We start from the raw sequence: 17762 nt of genomic DNA, 5'->3' as shown, positions 1-17762 counted from the left end.
GTGACGCCTGAACGCCACGCCCCCACCTCAACGGGCGACCCCCTGCTCGAACCACCGCCCGGCTGCCCCGCGCACGGCCTCGGACCGGGGAGCCTCGGACCGGGCAGCCTCGGACCGGGCGGACTGCACCGGCTGCACGAGGCGGAGGACCTGGAGGAGCTGTACGAGAAGCTGCGCGAGCAGTACGGGCCGGTGGCCCCGGCGCTGCTCCACGACGACGTACCCGTGTGGGTGGTCCTCGGACACGCCGAGAACCTGCACATGGTGAGCACGCCCGCCCAGTTCTGCCGTGACAGCCGCATCTGGACCCCGCTCAACGAGGGCATGGTCAAGCCCGACCATCCGCTCATGCCGCACATCGCCTGGCAGCCCATCTGCTCGCACGCCGAGGGCGAGGAGCACAAGCGGCTGCGCGGCGCGGTCACCAGCGCCATGTCCGACATCAACTACCGGGAGCTGCGCCGCCACATCAAGCGGTACACCCAGCGCCTCGTCAACAGGTTCTGCGAGGAGGGCCGCGCCGACCTGGTCGGCCAGTTCGCCGAGCACCTGCCGATGGGCGTGATGTGCCACCTCCTCGGCATGCCGGAGGCGTACAACGACCGGATGGTCGAGGCGGCGCGGGACGCCCTCAAGGGCACCGAGACCGCGCTCGCCAGCCACGCCTACCTCATGGACGTCCTGGGCCGGCTCGCCGCCGAGCGCCGGGCCCGGCCCGGGGACGACATCGCCGGCCGGCTCGTCGGCCACCCGGCGGGCCTCACCGACGACGAGGTGAGGGAGCACCTGCGGCTGGTGCTCCTCGCGGCGTACGAGGCGACCGTCAACCTCATCAGCAACGTACTGCGCGTGGTTCTCACCCACCCGGGCTTCCGCGCTCAGCTCAGCGGTGGCCAGATGCCGGTGTTCGAGGCGGTCGAGCAGTCCCTGTGGGACGAGCCGCCGTTCAGCACCGTCTTCGCCTACTTCGCCAAGCAGGACACCGAGCTGGGCGGGCAGCGCATCCGCGCGGGCGACGGACTGCTGCTGGGCATCGCGCCCGGCAACGTCGACCCGCGCATCCGCCCCGACCTGGAGGCGAGCATGCAGGGCAACCGCGCCCACCTCGCCTTCGGCGGCGGACCGCACGAATGCCCCGGCCAGGACATCGGGCGGGCCATCGCCGACGCCGGAATCGACGCGCTGCTCATGCGGCTGCCCGACGTCCAGCTCGCCTGCGACGAGGACGACCTGAGGTGGCGGTCGTCCATCGCGTCACGGCATCTGGTGGAGCTGCCGGTGCGGTTCGAGCCCAAGGCGCAGCAGGACATCAGGTCGCAGCCGAGCCACGCCCCGGGCGCGGCGGAGCGGACCGACTGGCACGTCGGCATGCCCCGCCGGGAGGAACGGCCCGAACCCGAGGTCCCCGTGCTGCCGCCGGAGCCCGCGTCGTTCACGGTCGCGCCGCCCCAGCCGGTGCCCGCACCGGAACCGCCCCGTCCGCGCGGTGCCTGGCAGCGCTTCCTGCTCTGGTGGCGCGGCTACTGACGTCCTGGCCCGTCGGCGTACGCCGCCCAGTCGTCGTACGCCGTCCAGGCACCCAGGGAGCGGGCGCTGCGGAACAGGTGCTCCCGCCCGGTGACCGGATCGGTGAACGCCAGCTCCCGTGCCAGCAGTTGCAGCGGGCGCCGGAAGTCGCCGGGCGGTGCGGGCGGCGCGACCTCGGGGTAGAGGGGGTCGCCGAGGATCGGCAGGCCGAGCGCGTTCATGTGGACGCGCAGCTGGTGGGTCTGGCCGGTGCGGGGCACCAGCCGGTACCTGCCCAGCCCGCGGTCCCGGCCGGGGCCGCCGGCCGGCCGGTGCTCGAGCAGCTCGACGCGGCTCACCGCGTTCGGTTCGCCCTCGACCTCCCGGGCGGCCAGGACACCGCGTTCCTTCAGGATCCGGCTGCGTACGGTCCGGGGCAGGGCGAGCGCGGGTTCGTACGGGGCGACGGCCTCGTACTCCTTGCGCACCATGCGGTCACGGAACAGGCACTGGTACGCGCCGCGCTCCTCGGGGCGCACCGTGAACATCACCAGTCCCGCGGTGAGCCGGTCCAGGCGGTGCGCGGCGCCGAGGGACGGGATGTCCAGCTCGCGGCGGAGCCGGGCGAGCGCGGTCTCGGTGACGTGGCCGCCGCGCGGGGTGGTGGCCAGGAAGTGCGGCTTGTCGGCGACCACGATGTGCTCGTCGCGGTACACGGTCTCCAGCGGGAAGGGCACCGGCACCTCGGCGGGCGGCTCCCGGTGGAACCACACGTACATCCCGGGCTCGTACGGGGCGTCGTCCGGCACCGGCCGCCCGTCCGCGCCCACGAACAGCCCACCCTCGAACATGCCGTCCACGACGCCAGGGCCGGCGCCGGACAGCCGCTCCCGCAGATGGTCCCGAACCGTGGCCCACGGCCCTCCCGCGGGCAGCCGCACCCGCACCGCGTCGACCCCGTGGCGCTGGGGAAGGGGTGAGGGCGGGGGAGCGGTGCGGCGTCTCATCGCCTGCCAGCGTACGAAATCCGCTGGGCCGCCGGGCGTCCCGGTTGGCAGGATGCGGCCATGCCCTACCTGACGAGCCCGGTCCTGCCCCCGGGCACCCTGTCCCGCACCCCGCAGCCCGCCCTCCCCACCGGCGACGGGCTGCTGCTGCGCCCGTGGCGCGCGGCGGACGCGGCCGCCGTCCACGCGGCCTTCCAGGACCCGGTGATGCACCGGTGGCACATCCGGGCCGCCCACTCCGAGGAGGAGGTGCGCGGCTGGATCGCCGAGTGGCAGCGGGGGTGGGAGCAGGAGCGGAACGTCCAGTGGGCCGTCGCCGACGCGGCCGACGACCGGCTGCTCGGCCGGGTGGCGCTGCGGCAGGTGGAGCTGGGTGACGGGGTGGCCGAGGTCGCCTACTGGACCACGGCGGCGGCCCGCGGCCGGGGCGTCGCCGCCCGGGCCACGCGGACGCTGGCCCGCTGGGCCCTGGACGACATCGGCTTCCAGCGTCTGGAACTGTCCCACGCCGTCGCCAACGAGGCCTCCTGCCGGGTGGCCGCCAAGGCGGGCTTCGCCCTGGAGGGCACCAAGCGCAGCGCTCTGCTGCACGCCGACGGCTGGCACGACATGCACCTGCACGCGCGGATACGCGGCGACTGAGCGGAGCCCCGGAACCCCGCGTACTCGCGGTCCGCAGCCCGGAGCGCTACGCCGCCGAAGCGGTGCCCTCCTGCTCGGCCTCGATGCGGGCGTTCCACTCCGGCTTCGACGCCTGCCAGCCGTCCTCGTTGTGGCCGAGGCGCCAGTACCCGGAGATGGAGAGGTCCTCGCGGGCGATCCCGCGCTCCACCCGCAGGAGCTTGCGCAGTTCCTTCACGCAGGCCGCCTCGCCGTGCACGAAGGCGTGCACCCGGCCCTCGGGGAAGTCCAGGGCGCGCACGGCCTCGACCAGGGCCTGGCCCACCGGACGACCGCCGCGGTGCAGCCAGACCACCTCCACGTCGGAGTCGATCTTCTGCTCCTCCTGGGGGCCGTCGACCTCGACGAAGGCGAAGGCGCGGGCACCGTCGGGCAGCGCCTCCAGGGACCGGGCGATCGCGGGCAGCGCGCTCTCGTCACCGGCGAGCAGGTGCCAGTCGGCGGCGGGGTCGGGGGCGTAGGCACCGCCGGGGCCCAAGAAGCGCACGGTCTCGCCCGGCCGGACGCGCCTGGCCCAGGGCCCGGCCAGTCCCTCGTCGCCGTGGATGACGAAGTCCAGCGTCAGCTCGCGGTGCTCGGCGTCCCACTGGCGCACCGTGTAGGTCCGGGTCACCGGCCAGTGCTCGCGCGAGAACTCCTCGCGGATGCGTTCCATGTCGAAGGGCTCCGGGTAGGTCACGCCCTCGGCCGGGAACAGCAGCTTCACGTAGTGGTCGGTGCAGGTGTCCGCCGAGAAGGCGGACAGTTCCCCGACGCCGAGCACCACGCGCTGCATGTGCGGGGTGAGCCGCTCGGTGCGCACCACCTGCGCGGTGTGCGGCTTGCGCGGTTTGCGTACCGGACGGTCTGCCATGACGGCCTCCCTGCTCCCTGCGTGGGGGTCCCTGAGTTAGGTTTACCTAAGTTAGCATCCCTGCCTCGCTCGCCGCCTCGTGGGCGAACAGCTCCACGACGCCCCCGCGCGCAGAGTACGGCTTCCCCTCCTCGGAACTCCGATGCACCGTGCGAGCCCCGCCCCGCCCGTACGGCACGGCTCAGGCGGAGAGGGTCGTCAGCAGCCGCCGCAGCGAGCCGCCCAGCCCCCAGCGCGCCGCCAGCTCGTCCAGTGCCGCGGCGTCACGCGGCGTGCGCGGCAGCGCGGTGTCGACGTCCGGGAGCGGCACGTCGTCGGCGACCCGGACGACCTTCGGGGCGACCGCGAGATACGGCTTCGCCTCGGTCAGGCGCTTGCGCTGCGAGGGCGTGAGCTTCGCCCGGGGGTCGTCGACCGCGGCCTGGATCCCGGCCAGGTCCCCGAACTCGGCGAGCAGCTTGGCCGCCGTCTTCTCGCCGATGCCCGCCACGCCCGGCAGCCCGTCGCTCGGGTCGCCCCGCAGCAGCGCCAGATCGGCGTAGCCGCGCCCGTCGACGCCGTACTTCTCCCGCAGCGCGGCCTCGTCGGTGAGCGCGAGGGTGCCGACGCCCTTGAGGGGGTACAGCACGCGCACGCCCCGCGCGTCGTCCACGAGCTGGTAGAGGTCCCGGTCACCGGTGACGATGTCGACCGGGCCCGTCGCCCGCGCGGTGTAGGTGCCGATGACGTCGTCCGCCTCGTACTCCGCCACGCCGACGCGGGCGATGCCGAGCGCGTCGAGGACGTCCTCGATGACCGGGACCTGCGGCGAGAGCGTGTCGGGGACCTCCTCGGTGTCGGGGCCCGACGGCTGTTCCTCGGCGACGCGGTGCGCCTTGTAGGTGGGGATCAGTTCCACCCGCCACTCCGGTCGCCAGTCGGCGTCCATGCAGGCGACCAGGTGGTCGGGCCGGTGGTCCTTCACCAGGCGGTCGATGAAGTCGAGGAGTCCGCGCACGGCGTTCACGGGTGTGCCGTCGGGTGCCTTCACGGAGTCCGGCACGCCGAAGTAGGCGCGGAAGTAGAGGGAGGCGGTGTCGAGGAGCATCAGTCGTCCGGTCACGCCTCGCATCATGCCGCAGGCGGTGTGGATGCGCGGTGGAGGCCGTGTGAACTGGGTCACTCGTATGTTTGGGTCGGGAGTTCGGGGGCAGGCGCGCAGCCGGGCCGAAGCTGGTTGATGCTTTCAACTGTTAGCGAGTCTTCGTATCGACGATCCCTCGCTCGACGAGTCTGCGCATGAGCGAGTCTTCACGACCCTGTCCCTGCCCCCGATCCAAGAGGTAAGCGTGTCAGCCAGGCTAGAGGCCGAGAACCTGTACAAGGTCTTCGGCAGAAAACCGGACCAGGCAGTCGAACGACTGCGCCAGGGAACCGACCGGGAGGAACTGCGCGCCGGCGGCACCACGGCCGCCGTCATCGACGCGTCCTTCACCGTGGAGCCCGGCGAGATCTTCGTGGTCATGGGGCTGTCCGGGTCCGGCAAGTCCACGCTGCTGCGCATGCTCAACGGTCTGCTGGAGCCGACCGCCGGGCACGTCCGTTTCGGTGGCGAGGACCTCACCGAGATCAGTGGGCGCCAGCTGCGCGAGGTCCGCTCCAAGAAGATCAGCATGGTCTTCCAGCACTTCGCGCTCTTCCCGCACCGCAGCGTCCGTGACAACGCTGCCTACGGTCTTGAAGTGCAGGGCGTGCCCCGCGCCGAGCGCGAACGCCGCGCCGACGAGGCGCTCGCCCTGTGCGGCCTGGCCGGCTGGGAGAAGTCCTGGCCGGACGAGCTGTCCGGCGGCATGCAGCAGCGCGTGGGCCTGGCCCGCGCGCTCGCCACGGACGCCGACCTGCTGCTGATGGACGAGTCCTTCAGCGCCCTCGACCCGCTGATCCGCCGCGACATGCAGGACCAGCTGATCGAGCTGCAGAAGACCCTGAAGAAGACCATCGTCTTCATCACCCACGACCTCAACGAGGCCATGCGCCTGGGCGACCGCATCGCCGTCATGCGGGACGGCCGGATCGTGCAGATAGGCACCGCGCAGGACATCCTCATACGTCCCGCCAACGACTACGTCGCCTCCTTCACCCAGGACGTCGACCGCTCCCGCGTGCTCACCGCCGGTGCCGTCATGGAGAAGGACGTGCGCGGCGACGAGGCCGACTGCACCTGCGAGACGGCGAAGCCCGAGACGCCGTTCACCGAGCTGTGCGCGATCAGCGCGCGGGTGTCGCACCCCGTCGCGGTCGTCGACGCCGACGACCGCCTCGTGGGCGTCGTCCCCACGCGCCGTCTCATCGGCTTCCTGGGCGACGAGCAGGCCGAGGCCGGCACCTGCGACTCCCCGCGCGACAAGGGCCCCGAGAAGGTGATGGCCCGTGCCTAGGATTCCGCTCGGCGACTGGGTCAACAGCGCCGTCGACTGGCTGCTCGACCACGTCGCGTGGCTCTTCGACTTCCTCAAGACCGTCTTCACCGGCACCTACGACGGCATCAACGCCGTCCTCCAGGCGCCGGAACCGCTGCTCCTCGTCGGCATCTTCGCTGTCATCGCCTTCTGGCTGCGCGGCACGCTCGCCGGTGTCCTCACCTTCCTCGGATTCGCGTTCATCGTCTCCATGGAGTTGTGGGAGAACGCGATGATCACCCTGGCGCTGGTGCTCGTCGCGACCATCATCGCGCTGATCGTCGCGGTGCCCGTGGGCATCTGGGCGGCCCGCTCCGACCGGGTCAGCGGCATCGTCCGGCCCGTGCTGGACTTCATGCAGACACTGCCCGCGATGATCTACCTCATCCCGGCGATCCTGTTCTTCGGCACCGGCGCCTCGGCGGGCATCGTCGCCACCCTGATCTTCGCGCTCGCCCCCGGCGTGCGCATGACCGAGCTGGGCATCCGCCAGGTCGACAAGGAACTGGTCGAGGCCGCCGAGGCCTTCGGCACCACCCCCCGCAACACCCTGCTGCGCGTCCAGCTCCCGCTGGCCCTGCCCACGGTGATGGCGGGCGTCAACCAGGTGATCATGCTCGGCCTGTCCATGGCCGCGATCGCCGGCATGGTCGGCACCGGCGGCCTGGGCGGCGACGTCAACGAGGCCATCGGCCAGCTCAACGTCGGCCTCGGCTCCGAGTCCGGCGTCGCCATCGTGATCCTCGCGATCTACCTGGACCGCATGACCAGCTCCCTGGGCACCCAGGTCTCGCCGCTCGGCCGCCGCGCCGCGGCCAAGGCCCGCAGCCTGGGCGGCATGAAGATCTGGTCCTACCGGCCCCGCCCGCAGGTCGCCGTCATCGGCGTCGTCATCCTCGGCCTCGTGGCCGGCGGCATGGGCATGTTCGGCGGCTCCGACACCGAGACAGTCGCCAACGGCAAGAACGTCGGCCAGGGCAAGAAGATCACCCTCGGCTACGTCCCGTGGGACGAGGGCGTCGCCTCCACGTTCCTGTGGAAGGAGATCCTCGAGCAGCGCGGCTACGAGGCGGAGGCCAAGCAGTTCGACGCCGGCCCGCTCTACACCTCCCTGGCGCAGGGCGACATCGACATCGTCACCAACGCCTGGCTGCCGACCACGCACGCGCAGTACTGGAAGAAGTACGGCGACCGGCTCGACGACCTCGGCTCCTGGTACGACGAGACGTCGCTGGAGCTGACCGTCCCCGCCTACATGAAGGACGTCAACACGCTGGCGGACCTCAAGGGCAGGGCGGACCTCTTCAAGGGCAGGATCACCGGCATCGAGTCCAGCGCCGGCGAGATGGCCCTGCTGAAGGACAAGGTCATGGGCGCCTACGGCCTGGAGGGCGAGTACAAGGTCGTCGACAGCTCCACCCCGGCGATGCTGGCCGAGCTGAAGCGGGCGATGAGCAAGAAGGAACCCATCGTCGTCACGCTCTGGTCGCCGCACTGGGCGTACAACGACTACGACCTGAAGAAGCTGAAGGACCCGAAGGGCGCCTGGGGCAAGGGCGACGGCGTGCACACACTCTCCCGCAAGGGCTTCGCCGCCGACGATCCCACCGCCGCCCAGTGGATGAAGGACTTCAAGCTCACCGAGAAGCAGCTCACCAGCCTCGAGGCCGAGATCAACAAGTCCGGCAAGGGCAAGCAGCAGGAGGCCGTGCGCACCTGGCTGAAGTCCAACCCGGGCCTCGTCGACAAGCTCGCCCCGGTCCAGGGCGGCTCCGGCGCCACCCCGGCCGAGGCCAAGCGTCCGCTGGACGTCGCCTGGTTCCCGTGGGAAGAGGACGTCGCCGTCACCTACCTGTGGAAGAACGTCCTGGAGCGGCGCGGCTACAAGCTGAACCTGAAGCAGATGGACGTCGGCCCGGTCTACACCGGCCTGGCCACCGGCGACCTGGACCTCAACTTCGACGCCTGGCTGCCTCACGCCCAGAAGAACTACTGGGACAAGCACAAGAACAACCTCACCGACCTGGGCACCTGGTACGAGCCGACCTCCCTGGAGATCGCCGTCCCCTCGTACGTGAAGGACGTCAAGTCCCTCGCGGACCTCAAGGGCAAGGCCGACCTCTTCAACGGGAGGATCATCGGTATCGAGCCCGGCACCGGGCAGATGCAGCTGGTCAAGAACGACGTCCTGCCGGCCTACGGGCTCCAGGACGAGTACGAGGTCGTCGACGGCTCCACCCCGGCGATGCTCGCCGAGCTCAAGCGCGCGCTGGCCAAGAAGGAGCCGGTCGCGGTGACGCTCTGGTCCCCGCACTGGGCGTACAGCGAGTACGAGCTGACCAAGCTGAAGGACCCGAAGAAGTCCTTCGGTGAGAACAACACGATCCACACGATCTCCAGCAAGGCGTTCCCCGAGCAGTACCCGCAGCTCACCGAGTGGATCAAGAACTTCCGCATGAGCGAGGACGAGCTCGGCACCCTGGAGGCGGAGATCAAGGACCGCGGCCAGGGGCACGAGGAGGAGGCCGTGGCCGCGTGGCTCGAGGAGCACCCGGACATGGTCGGCCGGATGACCCCGCAGTAGTACGACCGTGACGGCCCGGTACGGCGGAGACGCCGTACCGGACGCCCCGAGGGTGGGCCCGGGACACGCTTCGTTTCGAAGACGCTTCCCGGGCCCACCCCTTTGACGTGTGCGGTCGGCACACGGTAAGGATTCGGTCAACCACGGAGCGCCAACCCACCGCCCGAGCATCGCTCGTCCGGGACGTGAGGGGCTGGCGGGAACACCCGGGACCGTCCGGACCTTGAACCGGTAAGGCGTCCCGCACCGCGGCCGGCAGACCCGTGGGATGGCGAGAAACGTGAGGTCGCGGCCACCGCACCGTGACGCCGATGTGACGGCCGCGTGAAACGGTTTGCCGAACATGCGTAGGGTGCAGAGAACTCATCAGGGAAACGGCGACGGGTGAAGGAGGGAGCCGGAGCGATGGGCGACCACAAAGATCAGCAGCTCCGGGTGGGCGCGGCCGTGCGGCGGCGGCGCCGGACCCTCGAACTCACCCTCGCCGTCGTCTCCGAGCGCAGCGGCCTGTCCGTGCCCTTCCTGAGCCAGATCGAGAACGACCGGGCGCGGCCCAGCCAGAGCTCCCTGGAGAAGGTGGCCGACGCCCTGCGCACCACCGCCGTCGAACTGCTCGCCGCCGCCGACCCCGCCTGCAGCGTGGACGTGGTCCGCGCCGAGGACCCCGACCCCGAGCTGGCACCCAGGGTGCGCTCGCTGGTGCGCGGGCACCACCAGATGCACGCCTCGGAGTTCACCGGCGACCACGACGCGGGCCGGGAACTGCAGTACCGCAACGACCAGTTGATGTTCGTCGCCGAGGGTGCCGTGGAGATCGAGGCCGAGGGCCGCGCCTACCGGCTCGGGCGCGGCGACACGCTGTACCTGACCGGCGGGGTGCGGCACCGCTGGCGGGCCACGGTGCCCGACACCCGGCTGATCGTGGTCGCCGTCGCCGAGCACATCGAGGCGGTACGGGAGGGTCCCCGCCGGTGAGGGTGGTCTCGCTGGTGCCGTCGCTGACCGAGGCGGTGGCCCGTACGGTTCCGGGTGCCCTGGTCGGAGCCACCGACTGGTGCACCCACCCGGCCGGTCTCGACGTCGACCGCGTCGGCGGCACCAAGAACCCGAAGACCGACCGTGTCCTCGCCCTCGCCCCCGACCTGGTGATCGCCAACGAGGAGGAGAACCGCGCCCCCGACCTGGACACCCTGCGCGCGGCGGGCGTCGAAGTGCTGGTGACCGAGGTGCGCACGCTTCCGCAGGCCTTCACCGAACTGGCCCGCGTGCTGACCGCCTGCGGGGCGCCGTCCCGTCCCCGGTGGCTGGACGAGGCGGAGGCCGCCTGGACCGCCCTGCCCCGCCCCGAGCGGCGTACCACGGCCGTCGTACCGGTCTGGCGCAGGCCCTGGATGGTGCTGGGCAGCGACACCTTCGCGGGCGACGTACTGGCCCGCCTCGGCGTCGACCACCTGTACGCCTCCCGTCCCGAGCGCTACCCGAAGGTCCCGGTCGAGGAACTGCGGGCGGCCCGCCCGGACCTGGTGGTCCTGCCGGACGAGCCCTACCGCTTCACCGCCGACGACGGCCCGGAGGCCTTCCCCGGCCTGCCCTGCGCCCTCGTCGACGGGCGGTGCCTCACGTGGTACGGGCCGTCGCTGGCGAAGGCGCCGCGGGTGCTGGGCGCGGCCCTGCGAGCAGCACGCCGCTGAACAGGCCGCGCGCGGTGTGCACGGCGGCGACGGCCCAGGCGGTGACGAGCGCGCCGTACAGGACTGCGGCGAGCGCGTCGTAGGCGGCGAGCCCCGTGTGCCGGGCCAGTGCCTCGGCGCCGGTGACACAGGTGCCCACCGGGAAGGTGAAGGACCACCAGGTCATAGAGAAGCCCATGCCCTCCCGACGCGCCCGCGCGACGTGTGCGACGGCGAGACACAGCCACATCAGCGCGAAGCCCATCACCGGCACGCCGTACAGGACGGCGAGTACCTCGAATCCCCCGGCGTACGGACCCGGGACGACCCCCGGGGCCACGTCCGCGAACTCGCCCACGGCGGTCGTCGACTGCCCGAGCGGTCCCAGCACCAGGAACAGCGACGGCGTGAGCGCGAGCGGCAGCGGGCCGCCGGTGAGCAGCCTGCCGAAGATCACCGGCAGGGTCACCAGGGTCGCGAGCAGGCTCACCCCGAACATCGCGACACAGGCGAGCAGCAGCGTCTCGCGGGGCTGTCCAGGCGGGAGGTGCGGCACGAGCAGCGGCCCCACGGCCGCGGACACCATCGGCGCGACCAACGGCAGCAGCCACACGGGACTGGCCTGCCCCGGGTCTGTCCGGTGCCGTACGGCCATCAGGTAGGGCACGGCGACCGCCGCCGCCAGGCCGACGACCGTACCGGCGGTGAACAGCACGGTGTCCATGGCCAGCGCGGCCGGGGTTCCGATCCAGTCCCGGCCGACGGTCACGGCGCCCCCGCCGACGGCCAGCAGCGCCATCGACAGACAGCCGTAGAAGGGGGCCGCCGCCGGGTCGAGGAGATGGGCGCGGGCCTGGTCGCGGTGGTGCAGCCAGTGCAGGGACCGGGCGACCAGCAGGACCGCCAGCAGCGCGAGCGACAGGGCCCAGACGGCGGTGCAGACGGCCCGCAGCCCGGGCACCTGCCAGGGAAGCGCGGTTCCCGCGGTGCCGACGACGGCGGTGCCCATGACGCAGGCGTACCAGTTGGGCCCGAGGTGACGGACGGCCGGGACCCGCCGGGGCGGGACGGGGGTGGGGGACAAGGGCTGGGCTGCGGTGACCATGCGTCCACGGTCCCGGGGGCAGAAGCCGCTGACCAGGGACCATGTCCCTATGAGGGCATAAGCTGGGGTTATGGGCAGCAGTGCGGGCGGTACGAACGGTACGGGCGACACGGAGGGCGGGCACGACGTACGGGGACGGCACGTGGCGGGCTCACTGGCGCACCGGGTGCCGGATCTCGGGGCGCTGGAGCTGCTCCTGGCCGTGGCGCGGCTGGGCAGTCTCGGCGGGGCGGCGCGGGAGCTGGGCATCACCCAGCCGGCCGCCAGCAGCCGGGTCCGCTCGATGGAACGGCAGCTGGGCGTCGCCCTGGTGGACCGCTCGCCCCGCGGCTCCCGGCTCACCGACGCCGGCGCACTGGTCACGGACTGGGCGCGCCGGATCGTGGAGGCGGCCGAGGCGTTCGACGCGGGCGCGCAGGCCCTGCGGGACCGGCGGGACTCGCGGCTGCGGGTCGCGGCGAGCATGACGATCGCCGAGTACCTGCTGCCGGGCTGGCTGGTCGCGCTGCGCACCCAGCTGCCGGACACCGCGGTGTCGCTGCTCGCCGGCAACTCGACGGCGGTGGCGGAGCGACTGCTGGCCGGCGAGGCCGATCTGGGCTTCGTGGAGGGGGTGAGCGTCCCGGCGGGCCTCGACTCCGCGGTCATCGCCCACGACCGGCTGATCGTCGTGGCGGCACCGGGCCACCCGTGGACCCGGCGCCGGCGTCCGCTCCAGGCGGCGGAACTGGCGGCGACCCCGCTGATCCTGAGGGAGAAGGGCTCGGGTACCCGGCAGGTCCTGGACGCGGCCCTGGGCGGCCTGGCCCGCCCCCTGATCGAACTCTCGTCGACCACCGCGGTGAAGGCCGCCGCCGTGAGCGGCGCCGGCCCCTCCGTCCTGAGCGAACTCGCCGTCGGCGAGGAACTGAGCACCCGGCGCCTGGTGAGTGTCCCGGTCGCGGACGTCGCCCTGGCCCGCGACCTGCGCGCGGTGTGGCCCACCGGCCACCGCCCGACCGGCCCGGCCCGGCAGCTCCTGTCCCTGACCCGGGCATAGGGGGGCGCGGGCCGCGGCTGCGACGGACCAGAGGTGACCGGGCCCCGCACGTCGCCTCACCGCCGGGCCGGCCGGCGTGGGGCGGAGCGACGGACGGATCGCGTGCGCTCGGTTTGCGCCCGGTCCCGGTTCGACGGCGGTTGCCGGGGTGGGGCGCGGGTTGCGGCGGTGATGGGTCGACGGGTCGCCGTTGGTGTCGTATCGCCGATTGGGCGGACGGGGCGGGTGCGCCAGGCCGGGGGCCGACCGGCCCGGGACGCCCGGCGTCGGCCCGTGCGACGGGGCTGGAGTCGCGGCCGTCGCGAGGGGCAGCAGGCTGCGGTGCGGGGTCGGTGCGGTGTGCTTCGCCTGCGTGTGTCGTGCGTGCCGGTGGGTGTCAGGCACGAGTGCCGGGGCCTGCCGCCCGCAGGCGGCGGCGCGTCGCCCCTCCGGGCGGTCCGGCTGACCCTCCGGCCGGGCGGGGCAGCGACGCGGGCGCCCGGACGGCCGGTCCGCAGGGTGCCGGGGGCGCGCGGGTCAGGCCGGCCCCGCCGCCTCCACCAAGGCCCGCATCACCCGTACGTCCTCGCCCATCTCCGGATGCCACTGCACCCCGAGGACCCAGCCGGGGGCCGACGGCAGTTCCAGGGCCTCCACCGTGCCGTCCGCCGCGTGGGCCGAGGGGACCAGGCCCGCGCCCAGGCGGTCCACCGCCTGGTGGTGGTAGGTCGGGACGAACATCTCCTCGGGCACCACACCCGCGTACAGCGTCCCCGGCACCGGCTTGACCGGGTGGCCGCCGAAGACGCCCACCACCTCGGCGTGGCCCTCGATGTGCTGGACGAGGGTGCCGCCGAGCGCGACGTTGAGCAGCTGCATGCCCCGGCAGACGCCCAGCAGCGGGACGCGCGCGGCCAGGGCCGCCTCGATGAGCGCCAGTTCCCAGGTGTCCCGGGCCCGGGCGGGAGGGCCGGTGCGCGGGCCGGGCTCGGCGCCGTAGCGGGCCGGGTCCACGTCCGGGCCGCCCGCGATCACCAGCCCGTCCAGGCGGGCGACGGCGGCGGCGGCGTGCTCCGGCGCGTCCGGCGGGAGCATCGCGGCCAGTCCGCCCGCCCGCTGCACGAGCCGCGGATACCCGGCCGGCAGCAGTGCCGCCTCCAGCTCCCACACGCCCCAGCGCGCCCCGTGTTCCAGATACGTGCTGACGCCGATCAGCGGCCTGCCCGCCATCGTCCGACCTCCCGCGGCCTACCCGCAATGGACCGTACGCATACCTTTGCCGGAGCGGGCGCCCGAGGCAAGACGCCCGCCCGCGCTCACGCCAGGAACCCCCGCAGCAGCGCCGCCGTCCCCGCGCAGTGCTCCCGCGTGATCTCCCGCGCCCCGCCCGCGTCCCCGTCGAGCACCGCCTCCACCAGCGCGGTGTGCTGGTGCTGGGAGTGCTCCAGGTTGCGCACCAGCAGCGGGATGCAGTCCAGCAGGTCGTTGAGGGTGGCCCGGACGGCCGCGTACCGGGCGGCGAGGGAGGGCGAGCCGCACAGTTCCGCCAGGGTGAGGTGCAGCCTCGTGTCCAGCCGCCGGTACTCCGCCAGCGGCGCCTCCCGCGTCCCCGCCAGCGCCGCCCGCAGCCGCGCCGCCCGCGCGCCGGTCAGCCCGTGCGCCGCGCACAGCCCGGCCGCGCCGACCTCCAGCACCTCCCGGAAGCGCAGCACGTCCTCGATGTCGACCCCGGCGACCCGGCGCCGCAGTTCGTCCTCGCCGCCCGCGTCCGTCCGCGGCAGCACGAACGTGCCGCCGTACCGCCCCCGCCGCGCCTGAACCAGCCCCTGGTCCTGGAGCACCCGCAGCACCTCGCGCAGCGTCACCCGGCTGATCCCCAGCCGCTCCGCCAGCTCCCGCTCGGCCGGCAGCCGCTCGCCCCCGGCCACCAGCCCCAGCCTGACGACCTGGAGGATCTGCTCCAGCGCCTCCTCGAACCCGTTGCCGGCCCGCACCGGCCGCAGCACCGGCGCGAGCCGGTCCGTCACGCTCCCCGGGGTTTCCTCGGGCATGCGGCCGCGCCCCCTTTCCAAGCAATGGTCCCCGGCAATACCTTATGGCTCCCGGCCAAAGGAGGCTCCCCCCGTGGCAGCAGACCGCACACCCCCGCTCGGGGTCGAGGAACTGCACGCCCTCGTCGCCGCCGGTGACCTCGACACCGTCGTCCTGGCCTTTCCCGACATGCAGGGACGCCTCCAGGGCAAGCGTTTCGCCGCCCGCTTCTTCCTCGACGAGGTCCTGAGGCACGGCACCGAGGGCTGCAACTACCTCCTCGCCGTCGACGCGGACATGAACACCGTCGACGGCTACGCGATGTCCTCCTGGGACCGCGGCTACGGCGACTTCGCCATGCACGCGGACCTGGCCACCCTGCGCCGCCTGCCGTGGCACGAGGGCACCGCGCTGGCCGTCGCCGACCTGGCCTGGGAGGACGGCTCCCCGGTGCTCGCCGCGCCCCGCCAGATCCTGCGCCGCCAGCTCGAACGCCTCGCCGGGGACGGCCTCACCGCGCAGGTCGGCACCGAGCTGGAGTTCATCGTCTTCCGCGACACCTACGAACAGGCCTGGGACGCCGGATACCGCGGCCTGACCCCGGCCAACCAGTACAACGTCGACTACTCGGTCCTCGGCACCGGCCGCGTCGAACCCCTGCTGCGCCGCATCCGCAACGAGATGGCCGGCGCCGGCCTCACCGTCGAGTCCGCCAAGGGCGAGTGCAACCCCGGCCAGCACGAGATCGCCTTCCGCTACGACGAGGCCCTGGTCACCTGCGACCAGCACGCGGTCTACAAGACCGGCGCCAAGGAGATCGCCGCCCAGGAGGGCATGTCCCTCACCTTCATGGCCAAGTACAACGAACGCGAGGGCAACTCCTGCCACATCCACCTCTCCCTGGCCGACGCCGACGGACACAGCGTGATGGCCGGCGACGGGGAAGGCGGCATGTCCGCGATGATGCGGCACTTCCTCGCCGGACAGCTCGTGGCCCTGCGCGAGTTCTCCCTCCTGTACGCCCCGCACATCAACTCCTACAAGCGCTTCCAGCCCGGCTCCTTCGCCCCCACCGCCGTCGCCTGGGGACACGACAACCGCACCTGCGCCCTGCGCGTCGTCGGCCACGGCCGCTCCCTGCGCTTCGAGAACCGGCTCCCCGGCGGCGACGTCAACCCGTACCTCGCGGTGGCGGGAATGGTGGCGGCGGGCCTGCACGGCGTCGAACAGCGCCTGGAGCTGCCCGAACCCTGCCCGGGCAACGCCTACGCCGCCGACTTCGAGCACGTCCCGACGACCCTGCGCGAGGCCGCCGAGCTGTGGGAGAACAGCACCCTCGCCAAGGCCGCCTTCGGGGACGAGGTCGTCGCCCACTACCGCAACATGGCGCGTGTCGAACTCGACGCCTACGACGCCGCCGTCACGGACTGGGAACTGCGCCGCTCCTTCGAACGCATGTGAGGCACCGATTGTCCGAGGCACAGGAACTCCCCGACGGGCCACGCGCCCTGCGCGTACTGAACCCCGCCACCGAAGAGGTCGTCGCCACCGTCCCCGCCGCATCGGTGTCCGACGTCGACGCCGCCGTCGTACGGGCCGCGCGGGCGCAGGCCGGCTGGGCCGCCCTCGCCCTCGGCGACCGCGCCCGGCTGCTGCGCCGCTTCGCCGCCGCCGTCGACGACCACCTGGAGGAACTGGCCCGGCTGGAGGTCATGGAGGCCGGGCACACCGTCGGCAACGCCCGCTGGGAGGCCGGCAACGTCCGCGACCTGCTCGACTACGCCGCCGGGGGAGTGGAGCGGCTCACCGGACGGCAGATCCCGGTCGCCGGCGGCCTCGACGTGACGATCCTCGAACCGCTCGGCGTGGTCGGCGTCATCGCCCCCTGGAACTTCCCTATGCCGATCGCCGCCTGGGGCACCGCACCGGCGCTGGCGGCGGGCAACGCGGTCCTCCTCAAGCCCGCCGAGACCACCCCGCTGACCGCGCTCCGCCTGGCCGGACTGGCCCTGGAGGCAGGCCTTCCCGAAGGACTGTTCCAGGTCCTGCCGGGGCACGGGCCGGTCGCGGGCGACGCCCTCGTCCGGCACCCGGGCGTCGCGAAGATCGTCTTCACCGGCTCGACGGCCGTGGGCCGGCGGGTGGCCGCCGAGGGCGCCGCCCTCCTCAAGCCCGTCACCCTCGAACTCGGCGGCAAGAGCCCCAACGTCGTCTTCGCCGACGCCGACCTGGAGGCCGCCGCGGCCGCCACGCCCATGTCCTTCCTGGACAACTCCGGCCAGGACTGCTGCGCCCGCACCCGCATCCTCGTCCAGCGCTCCGTCTACGACCGCTTCCTCGCCCTCCTGGCCCCCGCGATCGAGTCCGTCCGGGTCGGCGACCCGGCCGACGAGAGCACCGACATGGGCCCGCTGATCTCCCGTGCCCAACTGGACCGCGTCCGCTCCTACGTCCCCGACGACATCGACGGGATCCGCGGCAAGGCCCCCGAGGGCGGCCCCGGCTACTGGTTCCCGCCGACCGTCCTCACCGGCGTGGACGCGCACGCGCGCGTGGCCGTCGAGGAGGTCTTCGGGCCCGTCGCCGTCGTCCTGCCCTTCGAGGACGAGGCCGACGCGGTCCGCCTGGCCAACGCCACCGACTACGGCCTCTCCGGCTCGCTGTGGACCCGGGACGTCGGCCGCGCCCTGCGGGTGTCGAGCGCGGTGCGCGCCGGGAACCTGTCGGTCAACTCCCACTCCAGCGTGCGCTACTGGACCCCGTTCGGCGGCTTCAAGCAGTCCGGTCTCGGACGTGAACTCGGCCCGGACGCGCTCGCCGCCTTCACCGAGACCAAGAACGTCTTCATCAGTACGGAGGCCTGACCACT

General features: G+C 72.9%; 15 protein-coding genes. 9 read left to right on the top strand and 6 right to left on the bottom strand.

Annotation, left to right across the window (positions count from 1 at the left end; genetic code table 11):
• Positions 1-1527 (top strand): cytochrome P450, encoded by a 1527-nt coding sequence (locus tag ACFW47_RS19515; RefSeq protein ID WP_386286160.1) that lies wholly within the window; start codon positions 1-3, stop codon positions 1525-1527.
• On the opposite strand, the gene ACFW47_RS19510 is transcribed toward ACFW47_RS19515, so the two are convergent.
• Entirely contained in the window at positions 1521-2513 is a 993-nt protein-coding gene (locus tag ACFW47_RS19510) for an RluA family pseudouridine synthase (RefSeq protein WP_386286161.1), read from the bottom strand. The two genes, ACFW47_RS19515 and ACFW47_RS19510, sit on opposite strands and share 7 nt — an antisense overlap.
• A 60-nt stretch (positions 2514-2573) precedes the next feature.
• Between ACFW47_RS19510 and ACFW47_RS19505 the strand changes: the two genes are divergently transcribed.
• Positions 2574-3155: a GNAT family N-acetyltransferase gene (locus ACFW47_RS19505; protein WP_386306430.1), complete on the top strand. Its 582-nt coding sequence runs from the start codon at positions 2574-2576 to the stop codon at positions 3153-3155.
• Positions 3156-3201: 46 nt separating this feature from the next.
• On the opposite strand, the gene ACFW47_RS19500 is transcribed toward ACFW47_RS19505, so the two are convergent.
• Together ACFW47_RS19500 and ACFW47_RS19495 are read right to left on the bottom strand one after the other, a co-directional pair.
• Positions 3202-4047 carry a siderophore-interacting protein gene (locus tag ACFW47_RS19500; RefSeq protein WP_386286163.1) on the bottom strand — a complete coding sequence of 282 codons (846 nt, stop codon included), beginning with the start codon at positions 4045-4047 and terminating at the stop codon, positions 3202-3204.
• A 181-nt stretch (positions 4048-4228) separates the two neighbouring features.
• Positions 4229-5134 (bottom strand): 5'-3' exonuclease H3TH domain-containing protein, encoded by a 906-nt coding sequence (locus tag ACFW47_RS19495; protein WP_386286339.1) that lies wholly within the window; start codon positions 5132-5134, stop codon positions 4229-4231.
• A 241-nt stretch (positions 5135-5375) separates the two neighbouring features.
• Here ACFW47_RS19495 and ACFW47_RS19490 point away from each other — a divergent pair, with 241 nt between their 5' ends.
• The 4 genes from ACFW47_RS19490 (at position 5376) to ACFW47_RS19475 (ending at position 10760) form a co-directional block, all read left to right on the top strand.
• A complete protein-coding gene (locus ACFW47_RS19490) occupies positions 5376-6464 on the top strand; it encodes a glycine betaine/L-proline ABC transporter ATP-binding protein (protein WP_386286164.1) in 1089 nt (362 codons plus the stop codon).
• Positions 6457-9069, top strand: a complete 2613-nt coding sequence (locus tag ACFW47_RS19485; RefSeq protein ID WP_386306429.1) for an ABC transporter permease/substrate binding protein — start codon at positions 6457-6459, stop codon at positions 9067-9069. Before ACFW47_RS19490 ends, ACFW47_RS19485 begins: the two co-directional genes overlap by 8 nt.
• A gap of 405 nt (positions 9070-9474) precedes the next feature.
• Entirely contained in the window at positions 9475-10044 is a 570-nt protein-coding gene (locus tag ACFW47_RS19480) for a helix-turn-helix domain-containing protein (protein WP_386286166.1), read from the top strand.
• The gene (locus ACFW47_RS19475; RefSeq protein ID WP_386286167.1) at positions 10041-10760 is read left to right on the top strand and encodes a helical backbone metal receptor; all 720 of its coding nucleotides are present in this window, start codon (positions 10041-10043) and stop codon (positions 10758-10760) included. The genes ACFW47_RS19480 and ACFW47_RS19475 overlap by 4 nt, the downstream gene beginning before the upstream one ends.
• On the opposite strand, the gene ACFW47_RS19470 is transcribed toward ACFW47_RS19475, so the two are convergent.
• Complete coding sequence (locus ACFW47_RS19470; RefSeq protein WP_386306428.1) at positions 10687-11844, bottom strand: TDT family transporter; 1158 nt, start codon at positions 11842-11844, stop codon at positions 10687-10689. The two genes, ACFW47_RS19475 and ACFW47_RS19470, sit on opposite strands and share 74 nt — an antisense overlap.
• 70 nt (positions 11845-11914) lie before the next feature.
• Here ACFW47_RS19470 and ACFW47_RS19465 point away from each other — a divergent pair, with 70 nt between their 5' ends.
• Complete coding sequence (locus tag ACFW47_RS19465; protein WP_386306427.1) at positions 11915-12883, top strand: LysR family transcriptional regulator; 969 nt, start codon at positions 11915-11917, stop codon at positions 12881-12883.
• 516 nt (positions 12884-13399) lie between these two features.
• On the opposite strand, the gene ACFW47_RS19460 is transcribed toward ACFW47_RS19465, so the two are convergent.
• A complete protein-coding gene (locus ACFW47_RS19460) occupies positions 13400-14092 on the bottom strand; it encodes a gamma-glutamyl-gamma-aminobutyrate hydrolase family protein (RefSeq protein WP_386306426.1) in 693 nt (230 codons plus the stop codon).
• Positions 14093-14178: 86 nt separating this feature from the next.
• Positions 14179-14913, bottom strand: a complete 735-nt coding sequence (locus ACFW47_RS19455) for a FadR/GntR family transcriptional regulator (protein WP_386306425.1) — start codon at positions 14911-14913, stop codon at positions 14179-14181.
• A 73-nt stretch (positions 14914-14986) separates the two neighbouring features.
• On the opposite strand from ACFW47_RS19455, the gene glnA4 reads away from it, so the two are divergent.
• Both glnA4 and ACFW47_RS19445 read left to right on the top strand, forming a co-directional pair.
• Positions 14987-16354 (top strand): gamma-glutamylethanolamide synthetase GlnA4, encoded by a 1368-nt coding sequence (gene glnA4 / locus ACFW47_RS19450; protein ID WP_386286172.1) that lies wholly within the window; start codon positions 14987-14989, stop codon positions 16352-16354.
• A gap of 8 nt (positions 16355-16362) precedes the next feature.
• Positions 16363-17757: an aldehyde dehydrogenase family protein gene (locus ACFW47_RS19445; protein ID WP_386306423.1), complete on the top strand. Its 1395-nt coding sequence runs from the start codon at positions 16363-16365 to the stop codon at positions 17755-17757.
• Positions 17758-17762: the final 5 nt, after the last annotated feature.

Origin of the sequence: Streptomyces sp. NPDC058796, assembly GCF_042745235.1 — a bacterium.
Taxonomy (GTDB): domain Bacteria; phylum Actinomycetota; class Actinomycetes; order Streptomycetales; family Streptomycetaceae; genus Streptomyces.
This window is presented reverse-complemented; position numbering and strand designations above follow the sequence as displayed.